Below are 25068 nucleotides of genomic sequence, written 5' to 3' on the forward strand. Positions count from 1 at the left end.
CGCGGCTGCTGGACCGGATGACCGGACCGGCACCCCGGCCTGGTCGTGCCGCGCGTCGATCGACCACGAACCGGCGGACGCTCACGCGCTCGCCAACAGGAAGCGAGTGAGGACCCATGGGCTCCGTCATCAAGAAGCGCCGCAAGCGCATGGCGAAGAAGAAGCACCGCAAGCTGCTGCGCAAGACGCGCCACCAGCGTCGTAACAAGAAGTGACGACTGCCGCTCCGCGCGGCGTCTGACGAGGGGCCCGGCACCGAGTGCCGGGCCCTTCGCCGTCCCCACCGCCGCGCCGCGCCGCCGCGCCGCCCGCGCCCGCGCCCGCGCCCGCCGAGGTCGTCACTTCTACGCGAGGTCGTCACTTCTACGTGACGACCTCGCGCGAAAGTGACGACCTCGGCGTCGGGTGGCGCCCGCCCCGCCGCGCCCGCTGAGCCCGCCGCGCCCGCCGCGCCCGCTGAGCCCGCCGCGCCCGCCGCGCCCCCGAGCCGGCCGCGCCCGCCCGGCCCCGCGCCGCGACCGGCAGGAGCGCGCCCCGACGCCGCCTCCGCCGCCCCCCGACCTCGGGTTCGGTGGCGTCCCGGCCCCCGGCATAGAGGGCGCCCCCGCCGGGCCGCGCCCCCCGCGGCGGCTCCGCGCCCCCCGGCGCCCCCGCGCCCCCCTCGCCACCCGCAGCGGCCCGCGCGGGCGTCCCGGCGGCGGCGGGGGCGTCCGGTCTGCGGGACGGCGGCGTCCCGGACCGGCGGGCTCGGCGGTCCGAGCCGTGGCCGCGGGGCGCGTGATCGCGCGGATCGGAGCGCTCGCACGGCGTGTCGGCGGGCGGCGCGCCGAGGGTGGGCGGATTGTCATCTCTTGACGGAGATGTCCGCACGCTGATTCACTGCCGAACGGCTTTTCAACGATGAAAACCCGGGTGCGTGCACCCGCAGGAGCGGGAGGTCGAGGATGATCTCAGGTGGTCGTGGGGGTCCGGGCGACGCGGTGCTGAGCCGCAGGTCCGTGCTCCGTGGTGCGATGGCCGGGGCCGGTGCGATGGCTGGTGCCTGGGCGTTGAGCGGGTGCGCGACCGATGCCGCGGCGTCGTCCGCGAGCACCCGCATCCAGCTCTGGCACCTGTTCACCGGCGGTGACGGTGGCATCTTCCAGCAGATGATGACGGAGGTGCAGGAGGAGAACCCGGCGGTCGGCATCGACCCCGTGGTGCTCACCTGGGGCGCTCCGTACTACACGAAGCTCGTGATGGCGTCGGTGGGCGGGCGCTCGCCGGACCTCGCGGTGATGCACCTGACCCGGGTCGCCGGGTGGGTGCCGGGCGGGGTCCTGGACCCGTGGGACCTGGACCTGCTCGCGGAGCACGGGGTCACGGAGGACATGTTCCCGCCGGCGCTGTGGGAGCGGGCGACGATCGACGGCGAGCTGTGGGCGGTGCCGCTCGACTTCCACGCGTTCCTGCTGTTCTTCGACAAGGGGCTCGCCGACCAGGCGGGCCTGCTGGGTCCGGACGGGAAGCTGGTCGGGGTCGACTCCCCGGACGGCTTCATCGAGGCCGGCCGGGCCATGGCGGAGGTCACGGGGTACGCGGGCGTCGGCTACGGGTACACCGGTGACGGCGCGCAGATGTCCCGCATGCTGTGGGGCCTGTACGCGCAGACCGGCAACGAGGTGGTGCTGAACCCGGGCGAGACGGCGCAGGTCGACCGCGACGCCCTGGTGCAGTCGGTCAGCTGGGTGCAGTCGTGGCTGGACGACACGGTCGCGATCGCGAACAGCGACTACCCGTCGGCGGTGGCGAACTTCTCCACCGGCCGCGTGGGCATGTGCTTCAACGGCAACTGGGAGCTGCAGTCGTTCCTGACGGCCGGGGTGGACGTCGACGCGATGCCGATGCCGAACATCTTCGGCACCCCGGCCACGTACGGCGACTCGCACGTGTTCGTGCTGCCGCACCAGGTGAACGTCGACCCCGCGAAGCGCGAGGCCGCGTACGCCACGGTCGCGGCGATGCTGAACAAGTCGCTGCTGTGGTCCGACGGCGGGCACATCCCGGCCAACCGCGAGGTCACCGAGTCCGCGGAGTACCAGGAGAAGGTCCCGCAGTCGCACTACGCCGAGGCGAGCGAGCAGGCCGTGTTCGACCCGCAGGCGTGGTTCACCGGGTCGGGGTCGGACTTCCAGGCCCGGGTCGGCGAGGCGCTGCAGGGCGCCTGGCTGGACAAGACCTCCCCCGAGGACGCCGTCGACAAGCTGATCGCCAGCCTCGACGCCGCCCTCCAGACCAAGCCGCCGGCGTGACGGAGGGATCGCAGCCATGAGCACTGTCACCACACCGTCCCAGTCGCAGGCGTCCTCGGTCCCGCCGCGGACCCCCGACGTCCCCGGCCGCACCCGCCGCGGGCGCGGCAGCCGCGAGGGCAACGGCTGGGCGTTCATCATCCCGTTCCTGGTCGTCGCCGTGCTGTTCCTGGTCGTGCCGACGCTCTGGGGCCTCGGGCTGAGCTTCACCGAGCAGTCCCTGATGGGCAACGGCGGCTGGGTCGGCCTCGACAACTACGCCGAGGCGTTCGGCGACGCCACCATGTGGTCCACCCTGGGCAACACCGTCGTCTTCACCCTGATGAGCACGATCCCGCTGGTCGTGGTCGCCCTGGTCATGGCCCTGCTGGTCTACACGGGCCTGCCGGGCCAGTGGGTCTGGCGGCTGGCGTTCTTCGCGCCGTACATGCTGCCCGTCGCCGTCGTCGTGCAGATCTGGGTCTGGCTCTACCAGCCGGAGATCGGCTTCTTCAACTACTGGCTCGACCGCCTCGGCCTGGACAAGGTCGGCTGGCTGACGGACCAGAACGTGGCCATGTGGTCGATGGCCCTGCTGACCCTGTGGTGGACGGTGGGGTTCAACTTCCTGCTGTACCTGTCCGCGCTGCAGGCCATCCCGGACCAGATGTACGAGGCCGCGGCGCTCGACGGCGCCGGTGCCGGCCGGCGGCTGTGGTCCATCACGCTGCCGCAGGTGCGTGCGACGACGGTGCTGGTCACCGTGCTGCAGGTGCTCGCCTCGCTGAAGGTGTTCGACCAGATGTTCATCGCCTTCAACGGCGGCAGCGGCCCGGGCGGCGTGACCCGGCCGATCCTGCAGTACATCTACGACACCGGGTTCACCGGCTACCGCATGGGCTACGCCTCGGCGATGTCGTACATCTACTTCGCGCTCATCATCGTGGTCGCCGTGGTGTTCCAGGTCGCGACCACCGCCCGCCGGAAGGAGCAGCGCCGTGGCCGTTGACACCGTCGAGGCCCCCACCACCGGGGGGTTCCGCCGCACCTACACCGAGCGGCGCGAGGAGAACCGCCGCACCCGGTTCCTCGTGCTCGGCCGCAGCAAGGTGGCGACCGTCCTCGCGATCGTCCTGCTCGTCGTCATGGCCGTGTCGTGGCTGCTGCCGCTGCTGTGGGCCGTCGACACCTCGTTCAAGACCGAGGCGCAGGCGCAGTCGGTGCCGCTGCAGTGGTTCCCGGACGGCGGGTTCACGCTCGAGAACTACCGCTCGGTCTTCGAGCGCGGCGAGGTGCCGCGCTGGATGGCCAACACCCTGCTGATCGCCGCGTCGGTCACGATCCTCACCGTGGCGGTCTGCGCCCTGGCCGGGTACGGGTTCGCCCGCACGAGGTTCCGGGGCAAGAACGTGATGTTCGCGGCGACCATCGCGCTGATCGCGGTGCCCGGGCAGATCCTCATCGTGCCGCTGTTCCGGCAGATGGAGGCGCTCGGGTTCGTCGACACCTACCAGGGCGTGATCCTGCCCCAGCTGGTGGCGCCGGTGATGGTCTACATCTTCAGCAAGTTCTTCGCGGAGGTGCCGCAGGAGATCGAGGACGCCGCACGGGTGGACGGGGCGGGGCACTGGCGGACCTTCTGGTCCATCGTGCTGCCGATCTCCCGGCCCATCGTGTCGGCGGTCGCGATCTTCGTGTTCATCGGCGCGTGGAACAACTTCCTGTGGCCGTTCATCGTCACCAACAACCCGGACCTCATGACCCTGCCGGTCGGGCTGTCGACGGTGAAGAACGCCTACGGCACCATCTACGCGCAGACCATGGCGTCGGCGGTCATCGCGGCCCTGCCGCTGATCCTGCTGTTCATGCTGTTCCAGCGGCAGATCGTCAAGGCGGTCGCCACGACCGGGCTCGGCGGGCGCTGACCCCGCGTCCCGACCAGGACGGCACCACCCGACCGCGCCGCGGCCCTACCCTGGGTCGCGGCGCGGTCGGCCATCACAGGGGCAGCGCGGGCGAGCAGCGGGGACAGGAGGCGGCGGTGGCGGGGAAGCGGCGCCAGGCGGGCGTGACGATGCACGACGTCGCGGCCATCGCGGGGGTCTCCATCAAGACGGTCTCGAACGTCATCAACGGGTACCCGTACATCCGTCCGGAGACCAAGGAGCGGGTCGAGGCGGCCATCGCCCAGCTGGGCTACCGGGTGAACATCTCGGCGCGGAACCTGCGCCAGGGCCGCACCGGGATGATCGGGCTGGCGGTCCCCGAGCTGAGCCTGCCGTACTTCGCCGAGCTCGCGGACTCCGTGATCCGCGCGGCCGAGCGGCACGGCGTCATCGTGCTGATCGAGCAGACCAACGCCTCGCGGGAGCGGGAGCTGGAGGTGCTGTCCGGGCAGCGGCGGCACCTGACCGACGGGCTGATCTTCTCCCCGCTCGCGCTGGGCACGGAGGACCGCGAGCACTTCGCCGTCGACTTCCCGATGGTGCTGCTGGGCGAGCGCATCTTCGGCGGGCCCGCGGACCACGTGACCATGAGCAACGTGGAGGCGGCGCGCGCCGCCACGCAGCACCTGATCGACTCGGGCCGGCGCCGGATCGCCGTCATCGGCGCGCACGAGGGCGAGACCGTCGGCTCCGCGGCCCTGCGGGTGCGGGGCTACGAGCAGGCGCTCGCGGACGCCGGGCTGCCCCTCGACCCGGCCCTGGTGGGGGAGGCGGGGCTGTGGCACCGGGCGACCGGCGCCGAGGCGATGGAGCGGATGCTCGACGCCGGCACCGCGTTCGACGCCGTGTTCGCGCTGAACGACGCGCTCGCCATCGGTGCGCTGCACGCGCTGCACGACCGCGGCGTCGCGGTGCCGGACGAGGTCGCGGTGATCGGGTTCGACGACATCGAGGACGCCGCGTACGCCTCCCCGCCCCTGTCGTCGGTCGCACCCGGGCGGGAGACCATCGCGCGCACCGCCGTGGACCTGCTGCTGGCGCGCGTCGCGGGCACCGCCCCGGCCGAGCACGTCGAGGTGGTGACGGACTTCGAGGTCGTCGTGCGGGAGTCGACCGCGGGCGCGTCGCGGGCGGCGGCCCCGGCGGCGCGGGCGGGCAGCGTCGTCGCCTGACGCGGGAATCGCGCGGGGTGGTTGACGGTTCAACCACACGTGACGCACGATCGGTGCGTCGACGACATGGAGGACCCGTCATGACCGCCCTGCAGCTCGGCCTGGACACCTTCGGCGACGTGCCGACCGACGACGCCGGCCGTGCGCTCTCGCACCCCGACGCGATCCGCCAGGTGGTCGAGGAGGCGGTGCTCGCCGACCAGACCGGCGTCGACGTGATCGCGCTGGGGGAGCACCACCGGCCGGAGTACTCGATCTCCTCGCCGGAGACCGTGCTCGCCGGGATCGCGACCCGGACCGAGCGGATCCGCCTGGCGTCCGGCGTCACCGTGCTCAGCTCCGACGACCCGGTGCGGGTGTTCCAGCGGTTCGCCACGGTCGACGCGCTGTCCGGCGGTCGCGCGCAGGTGATCCTCGGCCGCGGGTCGTTCACCGAGTCGTTCCCCCTGTTCGGCTACGACCTGGCCGACTACGACGTGCTGTTCGAGGAGAAGATCGAGCTGTTCCACCAGCTGCTCGCCGAGCGGCCGGTGACGTGGAGCGGCACGACCCGCCCGGCGCTCGACGCCGCCGACGTGTACCCGAAGACCGCCGGCGGGCTCGAGACCTGGGTCGGCGTCGGCGGCTCCCCGCAGTCGGTCGTGCGGGCCGCGCGCTACGGCCTGCCCCTGATGCTGGCGATCATCGGCGGCGAGCCCGAGCGGTTCCGCCCGTACGTCGACCTGTACCGGCGCGCGACCGAGCAGCTCGGCTCCCCGACGGGCCGGGTCGGCATGCACTCGCCGGGATTCGTCGCCGACACCGACGAGCAGGCCCGGGAGCTGTTCTTCGGCCCCTACAAGCAGATGCGCGACACGATCGGCGCGCTCCGCGGCTGGCCCCCGCTGCGCCGCGCGGAGTACGACCACGAGATCGAGGACGGCTCGCTCTACATCGGGTCGCCGGAGACGGTCGCCCGGAAGATCGCCGCCTCGGTGCGCGCGCTGGACGTCAGCCGGTTCGACCTCATCTACAGCTCGGGCCCGCACCGCAGCAGCGCCCGGCTGCGCGCCGTGGAGCTGTTCGGCACCCGGGTGGCGCCGATGGTGCGCGACCTGCTGGCCGACGACGCCGGGGCCGTGGCGTGAGCGCGGCCGGGACGGTGCGGACCGTCGGCGTCCTCGGCGCGGGCAAGCTGGGCACGGTGCTGGCCCGGCTCGCCGTCGCGTCGGGGTACGACGTGCTGGTCGCCGGCTCGGGCGACCCGGAGCGGATCCGGATGATCGTCGAGGTGCTGGTGCCCGGGGCGACCGCGACCACCGCGGCCGACGTCGCGGCGCGTGCCGACCTGGTGGTGCTCGCGATCCCGCTCGGCCGGCTGCCCGACGTCCCGGCTGCGGCGCTCGCGGGGAAGGTCGTCGTCGACGCGATGAACTACTGGTGGGAGGCCGACGGCGAGCGCCCCGACCTCGCCGACCCGGCGGTGGCGACCAGCGTGCTCGTCGCGGCCGCGCTGCCCGGGGCCCGGGTGGTCAAGGCGTTCAACCACATGGGCTACCACGACCTCGACGAGGGCCCGCGCCCCGCCGGCCACCCGGACCGGCGTGCCGTCGCGGTGGCGGGGGACGACGCGGACGCCGTCGCGCAGGTCGCGGCGCTGGTGGACGCGCTCGGGTTCGATGCCGTCGACGCCGGGTCGCTCGAGGCGAGCGTCAGCCTGCAGCCCCACGCCGAGGCGTTCGGCGCGAACGTCGCCGCGGCCGAGCTGCGGGCGATGGTCGACCGGTTCCCGGGGTCGAGCCGGGGCCAGGTGGTCGCGACGGCACGCGCGGCGGCGGGGGTCCGGGCCGGCTGAGCGTCAGCCCCCGACCGTCGCGTCGATCCGGTCCAGCCGCCGGTCGACGACTACGCCGGTGAGCAGCAGCGCGCCGGCGACCCCGGCCAGGGGCACCAGCACGGTCACGTGCCAGCCCACCAGGCCGAGCGCGCCGAGCGTCACCAGCACGGCGAGCGTCGTGCCCGGCGACGTCAGCGGCGCGAGGACGAGGAACCGCCACGTCCGGCCGAACGGCTCGTCGTACCGGCGCACGACGGGGAAGAACCACGCCCCGAGCACCAGCACCGCCGCGCCGAGCAGCAGCAGCGCGGCGCCGGCCACGGCGGCCGGTCCGGTCGAGCCGGTCGCCGCGGCGAGCCCGGGGAGCGCGAGCGCGTCCGCGACCAGCAGCACGACGGCCACCAGCAGCGGCGCGCCGAGCCGGTTCAGCCGCCGGAAACCCGCCCGGTAGGCGGACCAGAACGCCCGCCACACCGACTCGGGCGGGTCGCCCGCGGCCCTCGCGGCCAGGACGGAGCCCGCGGCGGCGAGCGCCGGCAGCGCGCCGAGCAGCACCAGCCCGAGCAGCGTGCCGAGCAGCGCGAGCAGGTTGACCGCGACCAGCTCCGCGGAGACCCGGAGCCAGCGCATCACCGCGCCGGCCCAGCCCGGGACGTCCTCGCCGCCGTCGTGCACGGGGACGCAGGCGGTGGTCGCGCTCACCGCCCGGCCCCGGCCTGCTCGGGGACGACGGCGCGGACGTCGACCCGGACGTCGACGCGGGTGCCCACCGTCACGACGCCGGTCGTGCCGTCCAGCACCGCGCACGACAGGGCCGGCCGGTCCCGCACCGCGTCCCAGGAGGGGAAGGCCACGGCCTGCACCACCCCGCCGTCCGGCCGGTTCCACGTGAACCGTCCGCCGCCGTGCGCGGCCGCACCGGCCAGCTCGGCGGCGGCGACGGTGCGCCGGACGGACGGCGTGAGAGCGGCGCCGCGCGCGAGCACGACCACCTCCCACTCGCCCGCGAGCTGTTCGGCCGTCACCGGCCAGCCGGCGGGGTCGACGGACTCGCGCGCCCCCGCCCACGGCTGCGGGGACACCAGCGGCCAGCCGTCCGCGGTCCACACCAGGCGACGGACCTGGACCTCGTGCTGGGTCGGGTCGTCCGCGTCCCGGACGTGGTGCACGAGCAGGTGCCGCACCCCGCCCTCGTGCGCCGGGGCGGGCTCGGTCAGCACCGCCGCGTGCCCGGGCGCGAGCCGGCCCGGTCCGCCGGTGAACCGGTGCCCGGCGAGCACGGTGGTGCCGACGGCGTCCGGGTCGCCGGACTCGTCGGTCGCCAGGCGCCCGGTGGCGTCCCGGAACGGCCCGGTCACCGCCGGTCCCGCGGCCACCCGCAGGTGGTACGTGTCGAAGAGCGAGCCGTAGGACGTCAGCAGGACGTACCCGCCGCCGGGTCGGTCCAGCACGAACGCGCCCTCGACCGCGCCGTCGACCGACCGCGGGCGCCGCGCGAGCAGCGCGCCCGGCCCGGCCGTCGGGCGGTCGCCCGAGCCGCGCACGAACCCGGTCGCGGGCTCGAGCTCGAGGGCGTGGATGCCGCCGAAGAACGACCCGTAGACCATCCAGTGCCGGCCCGCGGCGTCGACGACGGCGTTCGCGTCGATGGCGTTCGGGCCGTCCACCTCGTGCCGGCTGGTCACCACGAGCCCGCGGTCGCGCCACGGGCCGGCCGGGTGCGGGGCCGTCGCCAGGCCGATCGCCGAGGTGCGCGAGCCGAACGTCGACGCGGAGTAGTACATCCGCCAGCGCGCGTCCGCCGGCACGTCGACGGCCGCCGGGACCCGCACCACGTCGGGCGCCCACAGGCCGTCCGCCCCGGACCAGGCCGCCGCGTCCGCCGGCACGCCGTCCAGCGCCCAGCCGTGGAAGTCCCAGTCGACGAGGTCCCGGGACCGGCGCACCTGCACCCCGGCGCGGGGCAGCGGGCCGTCGGCGTACGCGTCGGTGGAGAACAGCCAGTACGCGCCGTCGTCGTCCCGCACCGCGGTGGGGTCGTGGGCGTGCCGGGCGCCCCAGGTCGCCGTCATCCCTTCGCCCCCGTCAGCGCGACCGACTCGATGATCTGCCGCTGGAACAGCAGGAACACCACGAGGATCGGCAGCAGCGCCACGAACGACGCCGCCATGATCAGCGGGTAGTCACGCTGGGTGGCGTACTCGACGTTGAGGTTGGCGATGACCACCTGCAGCGTCTGCTTGGACTCGGTGTTCAGGTACAGGATCGGCGCCAGGTAGTCGTTCCAGATGGTCATGAACCAGAGGATGAACTGCGCGGCGACGGCCGGCCGGATCAGCGGGAACACCATCCGCCGGAAGATCTGCAGGTAGGACGCCCCGTCGATCTTCGCGGCCTCGACCATGGAGTCCGGGACGCTGGACAGGTACTGCCGCAGGAAGAAGATCATGATGATGTTGCCGAACAGCAGCGGGACGATCAGCGGCAGCAGCGTGTCGACCCAGCCGATCTTCGAGAACATCACGAACTGCGGGATCATCAGCGTCGGGTAGGGGATCATCAGCCCGGTCAGCAGGGCGATGAAGATGGCGTTCTTGTGCGGGAGGCGCATCTTCGCCAGCGCGAACGCGGCCAGCGACGAGGTCACCGACCCCACGACGGTCACGGTGCCCGCCACGACGATGCTGTTCCGGAAGCCCGAGAGGATCGGCGCCTCCGACCACATCCGCGTGAACGTCTCCCACTGCGGGGGGTCCGGGATCCAGACGGGCGGCAGCGCGAACACGTCGGCCTTGGTCTTCAGCGCGGTGGTGACCATCCAGAGCAGCGGGGCGATCATCACCACCGCGCCCAGCGCGAGGACGACGAACAGGATCGTGTTCACGAGGCGGTTCTGCGAGGTGGCGCTCATCGGCGTCGTGCGACTCATGGTTGCTGGAGCCCCTTCAGTCGATGCTGAACGAGTTGCGCCGGTTGAGGCGGAACTGGACGAGGGTGATGACGAAGACGATCAGCCCGAGCACCACGGACATCGCCGTCGCGTAGCCCATCTGCTGGTACTTGAACGCCTGCCGGACGATGTAGTAGACGATCGAGGCGGAGCTGAACTCCGGTCCGCCGGTCGGCGTCATGATGTTGATCTCGGTGAAGATCTGCGACCCCGCGATGACGTTCGTGACGACGAGGAAGAACGTCACGGGCCGCACCATCGGCAGCGTGATGAACCGGAACCGGTGGTACCCGTTGGCGCCGTCGAGCGACGCGGCCTCGTACAGCGACCGCGGCACCGACTGGATCGCGGCCAGGTACAGCAGCATCGAGTACCCGAGGCCCTTCCAGACCGCCATGAGGATGATCGCCGGCTTCACGGTCGCGGTGTTCTGCAGCCAGTCCGGGCCGTCGATCCCGAACCACGCGAGCACCTGGTTCACGAGGCCGAAGTCGCCGTTGTAGGCGAACTGCCAGACGATGGCGATCGCGGCCAGCGACGAGATGACCGGCACGTAGTAGATGGTGCGGAACGCCGTCTGGCCGGGGATCTTCCGGTTCAGGGCGATGGCCAGCAGCAGCGCGAGCACCAGGCCGATCGGGATGCCGATCAGGTAGAACGCGGTGTTCCCCAGCGTCTGGCGGAAGTACGGGTCGGCCAGCAGCCGCACGTAGTTGTCCAGGCCGGTGAACCGCGGCGCGGTCAGCCCGTTCCACTGCGTCAGCGAGGCGTACAGCGCGTAGCCCAGCGGGTAGAGGGTGAAGACCAGGAACCCGAGCACCGGGGCGGCGATGAACACCGCGGCCCAGCGGTGCTCGGTGCGGTGCAGGCGCTTCATCGCGAGCCGGGCGTGCTGCTGGTCGGCGCGCTCCTGGTCGGTGCCGCTGCCGCGGCCGCCCGGGGGCAGCGCGGTCGCGGCGGCGGGGACGGCCGTCGGCGCGGTCGTCGAGGCGGTGTGGGACATGCCGGTGCTCCTTCGCGACGGGCCCCCGCCGCGCCGGGCCGCCGTGGGTCGGCGACCCGGCGCAGCGGGGCGGGGGGTCGAGGGTCAGGCCCCGCCGCCCGCCATCTCGGCGTTGGTGTTGGACTCGTCGAGGAGCGCCTGCATCTTCGGCTGCACCTCGGCCAGGTAGTCGGCGGCGGTCTGCTCGCCGTCGAGCACCGGCTGGATGTTCACCCAGAGCTCGTCGTACCACTGGGCGCCGTAGGTGAACGACGCCGGCATCGCGCGGCCGTAGTCCTGCACGATGTCCAGGAATTCCTGGCGGTTGGCCGGCTCGGCGTCCGGCGCGGCCGCCCACTCCTCGGCCATGTCGACGAGGTTCGGCACCTGGATGTTCGCGTCGACCAGCGTCTGCTGCGCGTCCGCGTCGGTCGACAGGTACGTGGCCAGCTGGACCGCGGCCTCCGGGTCCGACGTCGTGCTCGAGACCCCGATGCCGAGGCTGCCGACCCAGGTGGCCGACTCGCCGGTGCTGCCGGCAGGCCAGGGGATCAGGTCGTAGTCGAAGTCGAGCTCGTTGTAGACGCTGACGTCCCACGGGCCGACCGGGAAGAAGCCGATGTCGCCGGCCATCCAGCGCTGGTAGGTGTCGAGCGTGGCGGCCTCGGAGGCGTTCGGGGTGACGCCGTCGACGTTCGTCAGGTCGGCGAAGTACTGCAGCGCCTCGGCGAACTCGGGGGTGTCCACGGTGACCTCGGTGCGGTCCTCGTTGGTCCAGTCGCCGCCGTTGCTCCACACCAGCGACTGCAGGTTCCACTGGACGTTCAGTCCGGTGCCCCACTGGTCGAGCGCGCCGTCGCCGTCGGTGTCCTGGGTCAGCTGCTTCGTCACGGCGCGGAACTCGTCCAGCGTGAGCGGCACGTCGGGGTCGGGCAGCGGGATGCCCGCGGCCTCGAGCATCGTCTTGTTGTAGCCGAACGCGAACGGGCCGACGTCCTTCGGCAGCCCGTAGAGGGCGCCGTCCGGGGTGCCCTGGAGCGTGCCGTCGAACCGGTAGGAGTCGACGCCGTACGGCCAGATGTTGTCCAGGTCCACCCCGGCGTCCTCGACCTGCTGGGTGATGTCCATCAGGACGCCCGACGCGACGTACGACTGCAGGTTGGCCTGCTCGATGTAGAAGACGTCCGGGACCTTGTTGCCCGACACCGCGGCCTGGAGCTTGGTGGCGTACTGGTCGGCGTCCGTGACGGTCATCTCGACCTCCACGCCCGTGTCCTCGGTGAACTTGTCGATGGCCGCCTGGTACGCGGCCTTCTCGTCCGCGCCGCCGCGGAACATGAACGTCAGGGTGTCGCTGCCGCTGTCCTCGCCGCCGCCGCCGGAGCCGCACGCCGTCAGGGCGAGCGCGCCGGCGAGCGCGAGGGCCGCTGCCCGGAGAGTCTTCGTGGTCATTGCGCCATTGCCTCCACATCGGATCGGTGAGGTCGCGGGCGCCTGCGGACCCGCCGTCGCTGGCGGTCCGGGGTGCTGGGTCGGCGCTGACCTCGTGCTCTACATCGTTGCACTACAACGTTGCAGAGACTGGCACGCCCGATTGCGACTGGTCAAGCAACGGTTTGGTCACGGCCTGCGGAGCGGGTCGTCGAGCGGTCCGCGGGGCGTCCCGTACGGTGGTTGACGCGTCGGCGCCCGGTTGGGCACGATGCGCCTACAACGATGTAGAACCAGCGAGGGAGCTGCGCCGCATGTCCACCGTCACCCTGACCATCGACCCGGCGTTCCGCGTCGGACCGGTCCGCCGTCGCACCTTCGGGGCGTTCGTCGAGCACCTCGGCCGCTGCGTCTACACCGGCATCCACGACCCCGAGCACCCGTCCGCCGACGCCGACGGCTTCCGCGGCGACGTCATCGAGCTGACCCGGGAGCTCGGCGTCTCCACGGTCCGCTACCCCGGCGGCAACTTCGTCTCCGGCTACCGCTGGGAGGACGGCATCGGCCCCCGCGACCAGCGCCCGCGCCGCCTCGACCTCGCCTGGCACTCGACCGAGCCCAACCTGGTCGGCGTCGACGAGTTCATGCGCTGGACCCGGGCGTCGGGGACCGAGCCGATGATGGCCGTGAACCTCGGCACCCGCGGCGTCCAGGAGGCGCTCGACCTGCTCGAGTACTGCAACGTCCGCGGCGGCACCGCGCTGTCCGACCTGCGCCGCGCCAACGGCGCCGCCGACCCGTACGGCATCCGCATGTGGTGCCTCGGCAACGAGATGGACGGCCCCTGGCAGATCGGCCACAAGACCGCCCACGAGTACGGCCGGCTCGCCGCCGAGACCGCCCGCGCCATGCGGATGATCCAGCCCGACCTCGAGCTCGTGGCCTGCGGGTCCTCCGGCGTCCCGATCCCGACGTTCGGCCAGTGGGAGCAGACCGTGCTCTCCGAGACCTACGAGCACGTCGACATGATCTCGGCGCACGCCTACTACGCGGAGGAGGACGGCGACCTCGGCTCGTTCCTCGCGTCCGCCGTCGACATGGACCACTTCATCGACTCCGTCACCGCCGTCGCCGACGGCGTCCGCGCCCACAAGAAGGTCGCCAAGCGGATCCACGTCTCGTTCGACGAGTGGAACGTCTGGTACCAGAAGCGCGCCGAGTCGGTCCCGCCGTCGGGCGACGACTGGCCCGTCGCGCCGGTCCTGCTGGAGGACAGGTACAACGTCGCGGACGCCGTCGTCGTCGGCAGCATGCTCATCTCGCTGCTGCGCCACACCGACCGCGTGCACTCCGCCTCGCTGGCCCAGCTGGTCAACGTGATCGCGCCGATCATGACCGAGCCCGGCGGCCGCATCTGGCGGCAGACCACGTTCCACCCGTTCGCGCAGGCGTCGCGGTACGCCAGCGGCGAGGTGCTCCAGGTCGCCGTCGAGGCCCCGACCTACGAGACCGCGAAGTTCGGCGACGCCGCGATCGTCGACGCCGTCGCCACCCGCGACCCCGAGACCGGGGCCGTCGCGCTGTTCGCCGTGAACCGGTCGACCACCGAGACCGTCACGCTCGAGGTCGACACCCGCTCCATCCCGGGTCTGCGCGTCCTCGAGGCGACGAGCCTGTCGAACCCCGACCACACCTGGTCGGCCACGGCGGACGACGACACCGCGGTCCTGCCCCGGGCCAACGACACCGCCGCGATCGACGGCGGCCGGCTCACCGTGCGGGTCCCGCCCGTGTCGTGGAACGTGGTCCGGCTCGGTGCCTGACGCCGCCGCTCCCGCCCGCCGCCGCGGTCCCGCTCCCGCCCGTCGCCGTGCCGCCCTGGTCGCGGCGGCGGTGGCGGCCGCGCTCGTGGCCGCAGGGGGCGCCGCGATCGCGGTGCGGGCGCGTGCCGGTGACGTCCCCGCGGCCACCGCGCTGCCGGTGGCCGGGGACGTCACCGTGCACGACCCCGCGCTCGTCGTCGGGGACGGCGACGACCCCTGGTACGTCTACTCCACCGGCGACGAGCGGGAGAACGCCGGCGCCGTCCAGGTCCGCCGCTCCACCGACCGCGGCGCCACCTGGGAGTACCTCGGCACCGCGTGGGGCCCGTCCGACTCGCCCCGCTGGGCGCAGGAGGCCGTGCCCGGGGTCGTGAACTACTGGGCGCCGGAGCTCTACCAGCACGACGGCACCTGGTACCTCTACTACGCGGCGTCGACCTTCGGCTCCAACCGGTCCGTGATCGGCCTGCGGACCAGCCCGACCCTCGACCCGGACGACCCGGACTACGCGTGGACCGACCGCGGCGAGGTGTGGCGGTCCGAGCCCGCCGACGACTACAACGCCATCGACCCCGGCATCGTCGAGGACGCCGACGGCACCCCCTGGATGACCTTCGGGTCGTACTGGTCGGGCATCCAGGTGGTCGAGCTCGCCTGGCCCGACGGCCTGCCCGTCGCCGGTGCTGCGCCCGTGGGTGTGGCCAGCCGGCTCGGCAGCCCGCACGCGATCGAGGCCCCCTCCGTCGTCCCGCACGACGGCTGGTACTACCTGCTCGTCTCGCAGGACGCCTGCTGCCAGGGCACCGACTCGACCTACAGGATCGCCGTCGGCCGCTCCCGCGACGTCACCGGGCCGTACGTGACCCGCGACGGCACGGACCTGCTCGTCGACGGCGGGGACGTGCTGCTCCGGACCACCGGGGAGATGGTCGGCCCCGGTGGCCAGAGCGTGTCGGGCGGGGTGCTGGCGTTCCACTTCTACGACGCCGCGACCGGCGGCACGCCCACCCTCGCGCTGCGCGAGCTCGCGTGGGACGCCGACGGCTGGCCGGTGCTCACGACGCGGGAGGAGCAGGACGGCTGACCGTCGCCGGGCGTCGTCCCGCCGCTCCTGCGAGGATCGGCCGGTGCCCCCCGATCCCTGGTTCCGGCAGGTCGTCCCCACCGCCACGCGGTCGCTGCGTGCCGTGTGGGGCCGGCGGCACGAGGTGCGGGACCCGACCTCGCGCGCTGCGGTCGTCCTCGGGATCCTGCTCGTCGTGCTCGGCACCGTGACCTTCCTCGTCGTGCACGACGCGGTGGCCGAGGGCGACGACCTGGCCGAGGCCGACCTGCCGGTGCTGGACTGGCTGGTCGCCGCGCGCGGGCCCGCGATGACGACGTTCCTGTCTGCCGTCTCGGCGGTCACCGGGCCGAGCGTGCTGCCCGTGGTCGTCGTCCTCGCGTGCCTGGTGTGGGGGCTGGTCTCGCGCTCGTGGTGGCAGCCGGCGCTGCTCGCCGGGGCGATGCTGCTCTCCACGCTGGTCTCCGTGGCGATCAAGTCCGCCGTGGCCCGCCCCCGGCCGCCGCTGGACACCATGACCGTGCCGGGGTCGGAGTCGACGTACTCGTTCCCGTCGGGCCACACCGTGGGCACCGCGACGTTCCTGCTGACGGCGGGGTACCTGATCTGGATCCGCAGCCCGCACGTGCGCTCGCTCGTGCTGTGGGCGGTCGGCGTCGGCGTCGGGATCGCGCTGGTCGCCGGCAGCCGCCTGTACCTGGGCTACCACTTCCTCACGGACGTCACCGCCGGGTTCGCGCTCGCGGTGGCCGTGCTGGGGGTCGTGGTGGTCGTGGACCGGCGCCGCGCGGTGCGGGCCGCGCGGATGACGGCCGGCGCCGGGGGCGACGACGCCGGCGCCACGCCCGCGGGCTGACGGGTCCGCCGAGCAGCCCGAGCACCTGACGGAGGGAGCAGCCATGACGGATCTCACCGGAGCGCCCGCGGCGCGCGCGGAGCAGCGCGTGCTCGGGGCGCTGCTCGCGATGCAGCGCCGGTCCTGGGAGCAGGGGGTCGCGGGGCAGGCCTTCCTCGACCTCGGGCTCCTGGACCTGGCCGAGGTCGTCGCCCGGGACGCGGTGCTGCACGCCACGCCGGAGGGCCGCCTCGCCGAGGTCGAGGGCCACCCCAGCGCCGTCAACACCGGCGCCGTCGGCGAGGCCGTCCACGAGGCGGCGACCCGGCTCGCGGACGCGGAGCTGGCGCGGGCGTTCGACCGGCTGGTGCGCTGGATCACCGAGGGCGCGCCGCGCGCCGACGACGGCACGGTGTTCCACCTGGTCGGCGAGCGCACGGTGTGGGTGGACACCGTCTACATGACGGTGCCGCTGCTCGTGCTGGCGGGGCGCGTCGACGAGGCCGAGCGGCAGCTGGACGGGCACGCGCGCCGGCTGCGGGACCCGGGCACCGGGCTGTACGCGCACATCTGGGACGAGGACGCGGGCGCGCTGTCGCACGGTGTCCGGTGGGGCACGGGCAACGGGTGGGTCGCCGCGGCGCTCGCCCGGGCGCTGCACCTGATGGCGGTGCACGGCGTCGCGGACCGGGGGTTCGCCGGTCGCGCCGCGGCGGCCGCGCGCGAGCTCGTCGACGCCTGCCTGGTCCACCGGCGCGCCGACGGGCTGTTCCACGACGTCCTGGACGACCCGACGACGTTCCCCGAGGTCAACGCCGGGCAGATGCTCGCGTACACCGCCCTGACCGGCGTGGCCGAGGGGTGGCTGCCCCCGCAGTACGCCGAGGTCGGCCGCGACCTGCTCGCCGTGGCGCGGGCGCACGTGAGCCCGTCGGGCGTCGTCGAGGAGGTCTGCGGCGCGCCGGGGTTCGACCGCCCCGGTCGCTCCGCGGAGGCGCAGGCGTTCCACCTGCTGGCGACCGCGGCAGCCCGGCGGGTGCCGGCGGGCTGAGCGCCCCCCCGGGGTCACGACCCGCGGCGCGCGCTCTCCGCCGGGCCGCTGGTGCCGCGCACCACGAGGTGCGTCGGGAGCGTGATGTGCGTGCGGCCGTCGCCCGAGCCGTCCAGCGCCTCGCGCACGAGCCGGGCGGCCGTGCGTCCCTGCTCGGTAACGGGCTGGTGCACGGTGGTCAGGTCGAACATGTCCGACACCGCCTGGTCGTCGATCCCGACCAGCGAGACCGTCCGCGGCACGTCGATCCCGGCGCGGCGCAGGGTGCGCAGCGCCCCGTAGGCGACCTCGTCGGAGAACGCCACGACCGCGGTGGGCGGCTGCGGCAGCCCGAGCAGCCGGCTGATGCCCCGCGCGCCGCCGTCGGCACCCCACCGCTCGTGCACGACGAGCTCCGGGCGGACCGCCACCCCGGCGCCCTCGAGCGCCTCGGTGAACCCGCGCAGCCGCGCGCTCGGCGCGGCGTACTCCAGCGCCCAGTCACCGGTCGAGTTGATCATCGCGATGCGCTCGTGGCCCGCGAGGAGCAGGTGCCCCGCGGCCTGCCGGCCGGCCGCCACGTCGTCGATCCGGACGTGCGGGTGGTCCCCGAGCGTGCCGCCCGCCATGACCACCGTGACGCCCATCAGGTCCAGGCGCCGCCGCTCCTCGTCGCTGATCGGCAGCGCGATGAGGATCAGGGCGTCCACCTGCCGGCGCGCGGGCAGCTCCGCGAAGAACCGCTGACGCTGCGGCTCCTCCTGGACCTCGTAGAGCAGCACGTCGAGCTCGGTGTCGTGCAGCGCCGTGACGATGCCGTCCAGCATCGACGCGTAGAACCAGTGCGCGACGTTCGGGGTCACGACCGCGACGCGCCCGTTCGACCCGCGGGCGAGCCGTGCGGCGTCGGGGGAGACCGCGTACCCGAGCTCGTCGGCGAGCGCGCGCACCCGAGCCCGCGTCGCGGCCGAGACGCCCGGGGTGTCGTTCAACGCCCGGGACACGGTCGCGATCGACACGCCCGCCCGCTGCGCGAGGTCCGCCATGTTGAGGGCGGCGCGGCCGGAGGTCACGCCGCGAGCGTACCTGCGTGCCGTCGTCCGTAAGCGCTTCCGGTCCCGTGACCGGGCCACTCATCCCGGAGATGGTCGGACTCGCGCCAGGATCCGCGGTCGACGTCATGGAGATGCTTGACAGCCGGGTCACAGGAACCGCATGGTGAGTAAGCGCTTACGGACCTCGGTGCGCCGTCGCCCCGGGGTCGCCCCGTCGCGTCCAGCAGCGGCGCTCCTGCGGTCCACGGCCACCCCCCGTGGCCGAGCCCGACACCTGCCGACGACGTCGGCACCCGGTCATCGTCCAGCAAGGAGGCTGAGAGATGAGAAGGTCCTCCCGCGCCAGAGTGGCGGCCCTCGCCGCCGCCTTCGCGCTCGTCCTGAGCGTCGTGAGCGGCGCCGTCACGCGGTCCGCGCCTGCCGCGGCCGCCGAGGGCGACTGCGTCGAGAACCCGTTCGGCGACCGCCCGCTGTACCTGCGCGGCGGGTTCAGCAGCTGGAACGCGCTGCCCGAGTACGAGCTGGTCTACAGCTGCAACCGGTTCGAGGCGCTCCTCGACCTGGACGGCACCAGCTCGTTCAAGATCGCGGACGCTGACTGGTCGGCCGACGCCGACTTCGGCGGCGGCGAGCTCACCCCGGGCGAGCCGACCACGCTCGCGCTGCACGGCCCGAACCTGACCTACGCGTTCGCCGGCACGCAGCGGGTGGTGCTGGACGTCTCCGCGTCGGTCACGCAGCCGACGCTGACCATCACCTCGTGCCCCGCGCCCCCGCTCGGCGACGCCCTGCTCGCGCTGTCCGGGACCATGAACGACGGCGAGCCCGGCACCGCGGACTACTTCGTGCGCGGCTGCGACGCCTACTTCCTCAACGTGGACCTGCAGGGCGCGCACGAGTTCGTCGTCACCGACCCGGTCGGCGGCGGTGCGACCACCTTCGGCGCCCCGGACGCCGAGCACGCCCAGGCCCAGCCCGACGAGCCGTTCCCGCTGGTCGCCCAGGGCGACGCCGCCACGGTCGAGCCGGTCCGGTTCGACTTCACCGGCCGGCACACCCTGCGCCTGGACGTCGCCGAGGACGGCAGCGCCCCGACGCTGACCATCACCGACGAGACGTTCGTGAACCCGGGGATCCCGACCCCGGTCACCGACCCCGTCGCCCGGCAGGTGCGGTTCGACTCGCGCGCCGAGTCCGACCGCGCGCCGTACGGCGCCCAGCCCGCCGGGACCACCGTGGACTTCGCGCTGCAGGCGCCCGCCGGCGTGGAGTCCGCGACGCTGGTCGTGGAGAAGCGCCGGCTCGAGGGCAACCAGGAGGTGCTCGAGTACCTGGACCCCGTCCGGGTGCCCCTGACCCGGGAGCCCGGCACCGACCTGGACCGGTGGACCGGGAGCCACACCTTCGACGCCGTGAGCGTCTACGGGTACTACTTCGAGGTCGTCGTCGGTGGCGAGACGTACGTGTACCAGAACAACGACGCGACCATCTACTGGACCCTGGAGCGCGGCTCCGGCGGCGTCGGCGAGATCGCGTTCGCGCCCGAGGACCGCGCAGACGTGCAGCGCTACCGGCACACCTCGTACAGCCCGGACTTCACCGTCCCGGACTGGGCGTCGGACGCGGTCTACTACTACGTCTTCCCGGAGCGGTTCCGGAACGGGGACGCCGGCAACGACCCGGACCCCGCCGAGGACACCTACCTCGACGAGCCGATCGAGTTCCACGAGAACTGGCTCGACCGACCGTTCGTGCCCGGCGACGCCGACGGGTCGACCACCGACGACGACCAGTACAACAACGACTTCTTCGGTGGCGACCTGCCCGGGATCATCGAGAAGCTCGACTACCTGGACGAGCTCGGGGTGAACACCCTCTACATCAACCCGATCTTCGAGGCCGCCAGCAACCACAAGTACGACACCGCCGACTACCTGCACGTGGACGACAACTTCGGCACCGACGAGGACGTGTCCCGGCTGACGGCCGAGGCCGAGGCCCGCGGGATGCGCGTGGTGCTGGACACCTCGCTGAACCACACCGGCAGCGACTCGGCGTACTTCGACCGCTACAGCAACTTCCCCGAGGACGGCGCCTTCGAGGGCGGGACGATCAACCCGGCCTCGCCGTACGCCGACTTCTACACCTTCCACCCCGAGCAGACCGAGCCCGACCGGCAGTACGACGGCTGGACCGGCGTGACGACCCTGCCGGAGCTCACCGAGTCCGAGAGCTGGAAGGACTTCGCGTTCCGCGGGCCGGACTCCGTGATGGGCACGTGGCAGGCGCGTGGCGTCGACGGGTGGCGGATGGACGTCGCGCCGTGGGTCAGCGACCCGTTCTGGCGCGAGTGGCGCACCTCGGTGAAGGCCACCGACCCCGAGGCGCTCACCATCGCCGAGACCTGGTTCGACTCCTCGAAGTACTTCCTGGGCGACACCTTCGACACGACGATGAACTACATCTTCCGCAACGCGGTGCTCGACTACGCCGACGGCCGCGACGCCGGCCAGGCCTACGAGAACATCGAGCTCATGCGGGAGGCGTACCCGCCGCAGGCGTTCTACGCGCTGATGAACCTGCTCTCCACGCACGACGCGGCGCGCGCCCTGCACCAGTTCGGCTACACCGGCGACTCCGCCACGCCCGAGCAGGAGGCGGAGGCCAAGCAGCGGCTGCGGCTCGCGGTGCTGTTCCAGATGACCTTCCCCGGCGCACCGAGCGTGTTCTACGGCGACGAGGTCGGCGTCACCGGCGGAGAGGACCCGTTCAACCGGGCCACCTACCCGTGGGAGGACCGGGGCGGCGACCCCGACACCGCGCTGCTGGCGGAGTTCCAGGAGCTGATCGCGCTGCGCAACGAGCACGACGTGCTGCGCAACGGCTCGATCGGCGCGCCGCTGCACGTCGACGAGCACGTGGTGGTCCTGCTCCGCGAGCAGGACGGCGTCCAGGCCGTCACCGCGTACAACAACGACACCGAGGCGCACGAGGTCACGGTCGACCTGCCGGACGGGGGAGCGGGCCGGGTGTTCACCGACGCGCTGACCCAGGCCGACGCGACACCGGCCGACGGGCGGCTCACCCTCACGGTGCCGGCGCTCGACGGCAACGTGCTGATCTCCGAGGCGGCGGCCGCGCCCACCATCGAGGACCTGCAGGCGGCGCTCCGCGAGGCGCAGCGGGCGCGCGAGGTCACCGGGCCGGTGTCGCTGCTGCTCAGCACGCACCTGCTGCTCGCCGAGCGGCTGCACGTGCACGGCAAGGACGCGGCCGCCGTGCGGCAGCTCGAGCGGTTCGTCGACCGGCTCGAGGACCCGCCGGGGCGGCACAGCCGGGTCACGCCGGAGGCGGCGGCCCGGCTCGGGGCGCAGGCGACCGCGCTGGCGGCGAGCTGGTCCTGACCCACCCGTCGGGACGTGGGGGAGGGCGGAGCGCCGCGGGCCGGGACCGGTCCGCGGCGCTTCGTCGTGCCGGCCCGCCGCGCTGCGCACCTTCGGACGCCGACCGCGCGATCGTCACCGACCGACCGACCGACCGACCGACCGACCGACCGACCGACCGACCGACCGACCGACCGACCGACCGACCGACCGACCGACTGACCGACTGACCGACCGACTGACCGACTGACCGACTGACTGACCGACCGTCAGAAGGGCGGTGGATCGTCGGGTGGCACCGGGCCGGTGAGGTGGATCACGGGTTGGTCGGTGCCGGGCCGGACGCGGAAGCTGTGGCCGGTGGGCGCGCGCCAGTCGAACTCCCCAGCGGTGCGTTGGCGCAGGGTGAACCCGCCGCTGGTCTTGAGCCGGTGGTGGTGGCGGCACAGGGGGCCGAGGTTGGTGTCGCTGGTCGACCCCAGGGGGCGCGCAGGCGCATCCTCGGGCGGAGGATGGAACTCCACGGTGTGGTCCAGGTCCGCACGTGCGGCGGGGACGGCGCAGCCGGGTGCGGTGCAGTACCGGTCGCGGTAGCGGACGTGCTCGGCGAGGGCGGTCGGTGGTCGGTAGGTGGTGCGCCCGACGTCGAGGACCGTGCCGGACGGTCCGTCGGTGACCAGTCGCTGCCACACGCCGCCCATCGCCAGCGCCCGGGCCTGGACGGCGTCGACCGGACCGTAGCCGTCGAGCTCGGCGGGGCCGTCGTCGAGGCCGATCAGGGTGGACAGCGGCACGGTCACCAGGACCCGCGTGCGCGGCGACCGCGGGCCGGGGACCACGACGGTTGCGTCCGGCGCGACGGGCGTCGTCGCGGGGGAGCCCGTGCCGGAGCCGACCCGGTCCACGAGCTCGAACGCACCGTCCCTCTGGGTCGGCGGCACGTCGGGAGCGGCGTCGGACCCGCCCAGGACCAGGTCGCACAGCAGGTCGGCGCGCAGCTGGTCCAGGGTCCGCCCGTCGCCGCTCCCGCGCGCGGCCCGGGCCGCCCCGTCGAGAGCGGCGTCGACCTGCACGGCCGTGGTCGCGGGCAGCACGACCCAGGTCCCGGCCATCCCCGCCTGCAGGACCTTCGGTCGCGACACGCACCGACCGCGCCGCGCGTCCCGGTGCCGGTCGGCGGCATGCTCCCCGTCCACCCGCACGAGCGCCCGCTCCACGTCCTGGCGGACCTGCGCGCTCGTCCGCCCCGGCGCGCCGGGCAGCACACGGTCCTGCACCGCGACCGCCACAGCGGGGGGCTCCTCGCCCACGCCCCGCACGATCGCCCGCGCACGCCCGGCGTCGATCCGTCCGTCCGCCAGCGCTGCGCCGGTGTCCGCGAGCACGCCTGCGTAGCACTGCCCCTCGCGGACCAGCAGGTCGGCCTCGCGCGTGCTGCTCTGCAGCCGCATCGACAGCGTCGCCGCGGTCAGGTGCCGGGAGAGCACCGCCGTCCCGGGCGTGAGCCTCGCGCCGGCCGGCCGCGTGGTCGGGCGCATGTCCGGGTGCCGGTCCACCGACGCCGCGGCACGGGCCTTGAGCGCGTGGGCCCGCGACTCCAGGCGAGCCGCTGCGACCGCCACCTCCACCCGCTCGAACGCGGTCAGCCGCTCCAGGTCCAGGTGCTCCAGCACGGACAGCAGCGCCACCCCTGCCGGCAACGCCGCCAGCCACGCGGTGAACTCCGCCTCGCCCTGCGGCACGACCCCATCCGCCCCCGGGGCATCCGGTGGCGTCGTGGCGGCGCGTTCGCGCAGGTCAGCGGGCATACCGGCACTCTAGGAGCGGCACCGACACCCATCTGCCGCCGACGTCCGGACCTGGGGACCGCGTGCACCATCGAGTGCTGTGGAGGTTCTCGCGCGTCCTGATCCAGGGGGTCCGGCGTCAGACCGCCTGGTGCAGCACCAGGTCGTGATGCACCTGGTCCCCGACCTGGAACCGCCGCTCGCCGACCACGACGAACCCGGACCGCCGGTAGAACGCCTGCGCCCGGAGGTTCTCCCCGTTGACGCCGAGCCACACCCCGGCCGCGCCGCGCCCGCGGGCCGCGTCGAGGCTCGCGGTCATCAGCGCACCGGCGACGCCGCCGCCGTGCCGCCCGGGCAGGACGTAGCACTTGCTCAGCTCGACGGTCGGCCGGAGCGGGACGACCGCGGCGACGTCGGCGTCGTACGGCTCCCCGGCGACGAGCATCGTGTAGCCGACCAGCGTGCCGTCGTCGTCGGCGACCAGCAGGTCCCGGGCGTCGTCGGCCAGGTAGCCGGCGAAGTGCGCCGGGGTGAGGTGCGCCGCGATGAACGCGGCGTGGTCCTCGGGGGTCGACGACGGCGGGCACGCGAGCGGGAACGTGACGGCGGCGAGGGCGGCGAGCGGGTCGGCCTCGCCGGCGCGGGCAGCACGGACGGCGACGGTCACCGGCCGCCCCAGCGGGACCGGACGGCGCGGCGCACGGCCCGGAAGATCAGCCCGGCGACCCACGCCGACCCCGCGACGGTGGCGGCGTCCACGCCGCGGCGGGTGGCGTTGCGGCGGCCGCGGAACTCGCGCATCGGCCAGCCGACCTCGGCCGCGTGCTTGCGCAGCCGCCCGTCGGGGTTGATGGCGCAGGGGAAGCCGACCTCGGACAGGATCGGCACGTCGTTGGTGGAGTCGCCGTAGGCGAAGGACTGCGACAGGTCGAGCCCCTCGCGGTCGGCGATCGCGCGGACGGCGGAGGCCTTGGCCTTGCCGTGCAGCAGGTCGCCGACCAGGCGGCCGGTGTAGAAGCCGTCGGTGTGCTCGGCGATGGTCCCGAGCGCACCGGTGGCGCCGAGCCGGCGGGCGATGATCTCGGCGATCTCGACGGGCGTGGCGGTGACGAGCCAGACCTCGTGCCCGGCGCGCAGGTGCTGGTCGAGCAGGCGCTGGGTGCCGGGGAAGATGCGCAGCGAGAGGACCTCGTCGTAGATGTCCTCGGCGATGGCGACGACCTCGGCGACGGACCGGCCCCGCATGATCTCGAGCGCGCGCTGGCGGACCTCGTCGATCTGCTGCCGGTTCTCGCCGAACGTCAGGTAGCGGATCTGGTGCACGGCGAACCGGACGATGTCGCCCCGCTGGAAGAAGCCGCGCCGGTACAGGCCGACGGCCAGGTGGAACGAGCTGGCACCGCGGATGATCGTGTTGTCCACGTCGAAGAAGGCGGCCACGCGGCCCGGCTGCACGGCCGTGCTGGCGCCGGGCAGGGTGGGCTCGGTGGGCTCGGGCACGCCGCCACTGTAGCCAGATGCC

The 25068-nt window shown here is 73.6% G+C and carries 21 protein-coding genes; 12 read left to right on the plus strand and 9 right to left on the minus strand.

Translation table 11 applies throughout. The annotated features are described in order from the left end of the window. Window positions 1-116 precede the first annotated feature (116 nt). From ACWPWW_RS13025 to ACWPWW_RS13055, 7 genes are all read left to right on the plus strand, one after another. Window positions 117-215, plus strand: a complete 99-nt coding sequence (locus tag ACWPWW_RS13025; RefSeq protein WP_003792170.1) for a 30S ribosomal protein bS22 — start codon at window positions 117-119, stop codon at window positions 213-215. A 798-nt stretch (window positions 216-1013) separates the two neighbouring features. Further along, window positions 1014-2291 carry an extracellular solute-binding protein gene (locus ACWPWW_RS13030; RefSeq protein WP_454050795.1) on the plus strand — a complete coding sequence of 426 codons (1278 nt, stop codon included), beginning with the start codon at window positions 1014-1016 and terminating at the stop codon, window positions 2289-2291. Between the two features lie 16 nt (window positions 2292-2307). Beyond that, window positions 2308-3279, plus strand: a complete 972-nt coding sequence (locus ACWPWW_RS13035) for a carbohydrate ABC transporter permease (RefSeq protein WP_454050796.1) — start codon at window positions 2308-2310, stop codon at window positions 3277-3279. Continuing rightward, window positions 3269-4195, plus strand: coding sequence for a carbohydrate ABC transporter permease (locus tag ACWPWW_RS13040; RefSeq protein ID WP_454050797.1), 927 nt, complete (start codon window positions 3269-3271; stop codon window positions 4193-4195). The genes ACWPWW_RS13035 and ACWPWW_RS13040 overlap by 11 nt, the downstream gene beginning before the upstream one ends. Before the next feature lie 149 nt (window positions 4196-4344). Further along, on the plus strand, window positions 4345-5388 hold the full coding sequence (locus ACWPWW_RS13045; RefSeq protein ID WP_454051815.1) for a LacI family DNA-binding transcriptional regulator: 1044 nt from the start codon (window positions 4345-4347) through the stop codon (window positions 5386-5388). A gap of 80 nt (window positions 5389-5468) precedes the next feature. After that, window positions 5469-6515: an LLM class flavin-dependent oxidoreductase gene (locus ACWPWW_RS13050; RefSeq protein WP_454050798.1), complete on the plus strand. Its 1047-nt coding sequence runs from the start codon at window positions 5469-5471 to the stop codon at window positions 6513-6515. Then, window positions 6512-7222 (plus strand): NADPH-dependent F420 reductase, encoded by a 711-nt coding sequence (locus ACWPWW_RS13055; RefSeq protein ID WP_454050799.1) that lies wholly within the window; start codon window positions 6512-6514, stop codon window positions 7220-7222. Before ACWPWW_RS13050 ends, ACWPWW_RS13055 begins: the two co-directional genes overlap by 4 nt. A gap of 3 nt (window positions 7223-7225) precedes the next feature. Here ACWPWW_RS13055 and ACWPWW_RS13060 read toward each other — a convergent pair whose 3' ends face one another. The 5 genes from ACWPWW_RS13060 to ACWPWW_RS13080 form a co-directional block, all read right to left on the minus strand. Further along, window positions 7226-7906 (minus strand): DUF624 domain-containing protein, encoded by a 681-nt coding sequence (locus tag ACWPWW_RS13060; RefSeq protein WP_454050800.1) that lies wholly within the window; start codon window positions 7904-7906, stop codon window positions 7226-7228. Then, entirely contained in the window at window positions 7903-9276 is a 1374-nt protein-coding gene (locus ACWPWW_RS13065) for an arabinan endo-1,5-alpha-L-arabinosidase (protein WP_454050801.1), read from the minus strand. Before ACWPWW_RS13065 ends, ACWPWW_RS13060 begins: the two co-directional genes overlap by 4 nt. Further along, window positions 9273-10133 (minus strand): carbohydrate ABC transporter permease, encoded by an 861-nt coding sequence (locus tag ACWPWW_RS13070; protein ID WP_454050802.1) that lies wholly within the window; start codon window positions 10131-10133, stop codon window positions 9273-9275. Before ACWPWW_RS13070 ends, ACWPWW_RS13065 begins: the two co-directional genes overlap by 4 nt. Before the next feature lie 16 nt (window positions 10134-10149). Beyond that, a complete protein-coding gene (locus ACWPWW_RS13075) occupies window positions 10150-11157 on the minus strand; it encodes a carbohydrate ABC transporter permease (protein WP_454050803.1) in 1008 nt (335 codons plus the stop codon). Window positions 11158-11241: 84 nt separating this feature from the next. Next, a complete protein-coding gene (locus tag ACWPWW_RS13080; protein ID WP_454050804.1) occupies window positions 11242-12588 on the minus strand; it encodes an ABC transporter substrate-binding protein in 1347 nt (448 codons plus the stop codon). Between the two features lie 293 nt (window positions 12589-12881). Here ACWPWW_RS13080 and arfA point away from each other — a divergent pair, with 293 nt between their 5' ends. Genes arfA through ACWPWW_RS13100 form a run of 4 tightly spaced genes read left to right on the plus strand, consistent with a single transcriptional unit; the run spans window position 12882 to window position 17339 of the window. Next, window positions 12882-14390: an arabinosylfuranosidase ArfA gene (gene arfA / locus ACWPWW_RS13085; protein ID WP_454050805.1), complete on the plus strand. Its 1509-nt coding sequence runs from the start codon at window positions 12882-12884 to the stop codon at window positions 14388-14390. Next, window positions 14383-15474, plus strand: a complete 1092-nt coding sequence (locus ACWPWW_RS13090; RefSeq protein ID WP_454050806.1) for an arabinan endo-1,5-alpha-L-arabinosidase — start codon at window positions 14383-14385, stop codon at window positions 15472-15474. Before arfA ends, ACWPWW_RS13090 begins: the two co-directional genes overlap by 8 nt. Before the next feature lie 43 nt (window positions 15475-15517). Next, window positions 15518-16309 (plus strand): phosphatase PAP2 family protein, encoded by a 792-nt coding sequence (locus ACWPWW_RS13095; protein WP_454050807.1) that lies wholly within the window; start codon window positions 15518-15520, stop codon window positions 16307-16309. A 43-nt stretch (window positions 16310-16352) separates the two neighbouring features. Continuing rightward, the gene (locus ACWPWW_RS13100) at window positions 16353-17339 is read left to right on the plus strand and encodes a glycoside hydrolase family 88 protein (protein ID WP_454050808.1); all 987 of its coding nucleotides are present in this window, start codon (window positions 16353-16355) and stop codon (window positions 17337-17339) included. 14 nt (window positions 17340-17353) lie between these two features. Here the strand turns inward: ACWPWW_RS13100 and ACWPWW_RS13105 are convergent, their stop codons facing one another. Next, window positions 17354-18391, minus strand: coding sequence for a LacI family DNA-binding transcriptional regulator (locus tag ACWPWW_RS13105; protein ID WP_454050809.1), 1038 nt, complete (start codon window positions 18389-18391; stop codon window positions 17354-17356). Window positions 18392-18696: 305 nt separating this feature from the next. Between ACWPWW_RS13105 and ACWPWW_RS13110 the strand changes: the two genes are divergently transcribed. Beyond that, window positions 18697-21777 (plus strand): glycoside hydrolase family 13 protein, encoded by a 3081-nt coding sequence (locus ACWPWW_RS13110; RefSeq protein WP_454050810.1) that lies wholly within the window; start codon window positions 18697-18699, stop codon window positions 21775-21777. A 248-nt stretch (window positions 21778-22025) separates the two neighbouring features. On the opposite strand, the gene ACWPWW_RS13115 is transcribed toward ACWPWW_RS13110, so the two are convergent. The 3 genes from ACWPWW_RS13115 to ACWPWW_RS13125 form a co-directional block, all read right to left on the minus strand. Continuing rightward, on the minus strand, window positions 22026-23564 hold the full coding sequence (locus ACWPWW_RS13115; RefSeq protein ID WP_454050811.1) for a DUF222 domain-containing protein: 1539 nt from the start codon (window positions 23562-23564) through the stop codon (window positions 22026-22028). A 118-nt stretch (window positions 23565-23682) separates the two neighbouring features. Next, a complete protein-coding gene (locus ACWPWW_RS13120; protein WP_454050812.1) occupies window positions 23683-24213 on the minus strand; it encodes an N-acetyltransferase family protein in 531 nt (176 codons plus the stop codon). Continuing rightward, complete coding sequence (locus ACWPWW_RS13125) at window positions 24210-25046, minus strand: HAD family hydrolase (protein WP_454050813.1); 837 nt, start codon at window positions 25044-25046, stop codon at window positions 24210-24212. Before ACWPWW_RS13125 ends, ACWPWW_RS13120 begins: the two co-directional genes overlap by 4 nt. Between the last annotated feature and the right edge of the window lie 22 nt (window positions 25047-25068).

Source organism: Cellulomonas sp. Marseille-Q8402, from assembly GCF_965119525.1.

Bases quoted from the DNA above. Each gene is read 5' to 3' on its own strand.
- ACWPWW_RS13030 (WP_454050795.1), top strand. From the start codon at position 1,014: ATGGCCGGGGCCGGTGCGATGGCTGGTGCCTGGGCGTTGAGCGGGTGC.
- ACWPWW_RS13075 (WP_454050803.1), bottom strand. From the start codon at position 11,157: ATGTCCCACACCGCCTCGACGACCGCGCCGACGGCCGTCCCCGCCGCC.
- ACWPWW_RS13115 (WP_454050811.1), bottom strand. From the start codon at position 23,564: ATGCCCGCTGACCTGCGCGAACGCGCCGCCACGACGCCACCGGATGCC.
- ACWPWW_RS13080 (WP_454050804.1), bottom strand. From the start codon at position 12,588: ATGACCACGAAGACTCTCCGGGCAGCGGCCCTCGCGCTCGCCGGCGCG.
- ACWPWW_RS13065 (WP_454050801.1), bottom strand. From the start codon at position 9,276: ATGACGGCGACCTGGGGCGCCCGGCACGCCCACGACCCCACCGCGGTG.
- arfA (WP_454050805.1), top strand. From the start codon at position 12,882: ATGTCCACCGTCACCCTGACCATCGACCCGGCGTTCCGCGTCGGACCG.
- ACWPWW_RS13070 (WP_454050802.1), bottom strand. From the start codon at position 10,133: ATGAGTCGCACGACGCCGATGAGCGCCACCTCGCAGAACCGCCTCGTG.
- ACWPWW_RS13025 (WP_003792170.1), top strand. From the start codon at position 117: ATGGGCTCCGTCATCAAGAAGCGCCGCAAGCGCATGGCGAAGAAGAAG.
- ACWPWW_RS13050 (WP_454050798.1), top strand. From the start codon at position 5,469: ATGACCGCCCTGCAGCTCGGCCTGGACACCTTCGGCGACGTGCCGACC.
- ACWPWW_RS13035 (WP_454050796.1), top strand. From the start codon at position 2,308: ATGAGCACTGTCACCACACCGTCCCAGTCGCAGGCGTCCTCGGTCCCG.
- ACWPWW_RS13045 (WP_454051815.1), top strand. From the start codon at position 4,345: ATGCACGACGTCGCGGCCATCGCGGGGGTCTCCATCAAGACGGTCTCG.
- ACWPWW_RS13110 (WP_454050810.1), top strand. From the start codon at position 18,697: ATGAGAAGGTCCTCCCGCGCCAGAGTGGCGGCCCTCGCCGCCGCCTTC.
- ACWPWW_RS13100 (WP_454050808.1), top strand. From the start codon at position 16,353: ATGACGGATCTCACCGGAGCGCCCGCGGCGCGCGCGGAGCAGCGCGTG.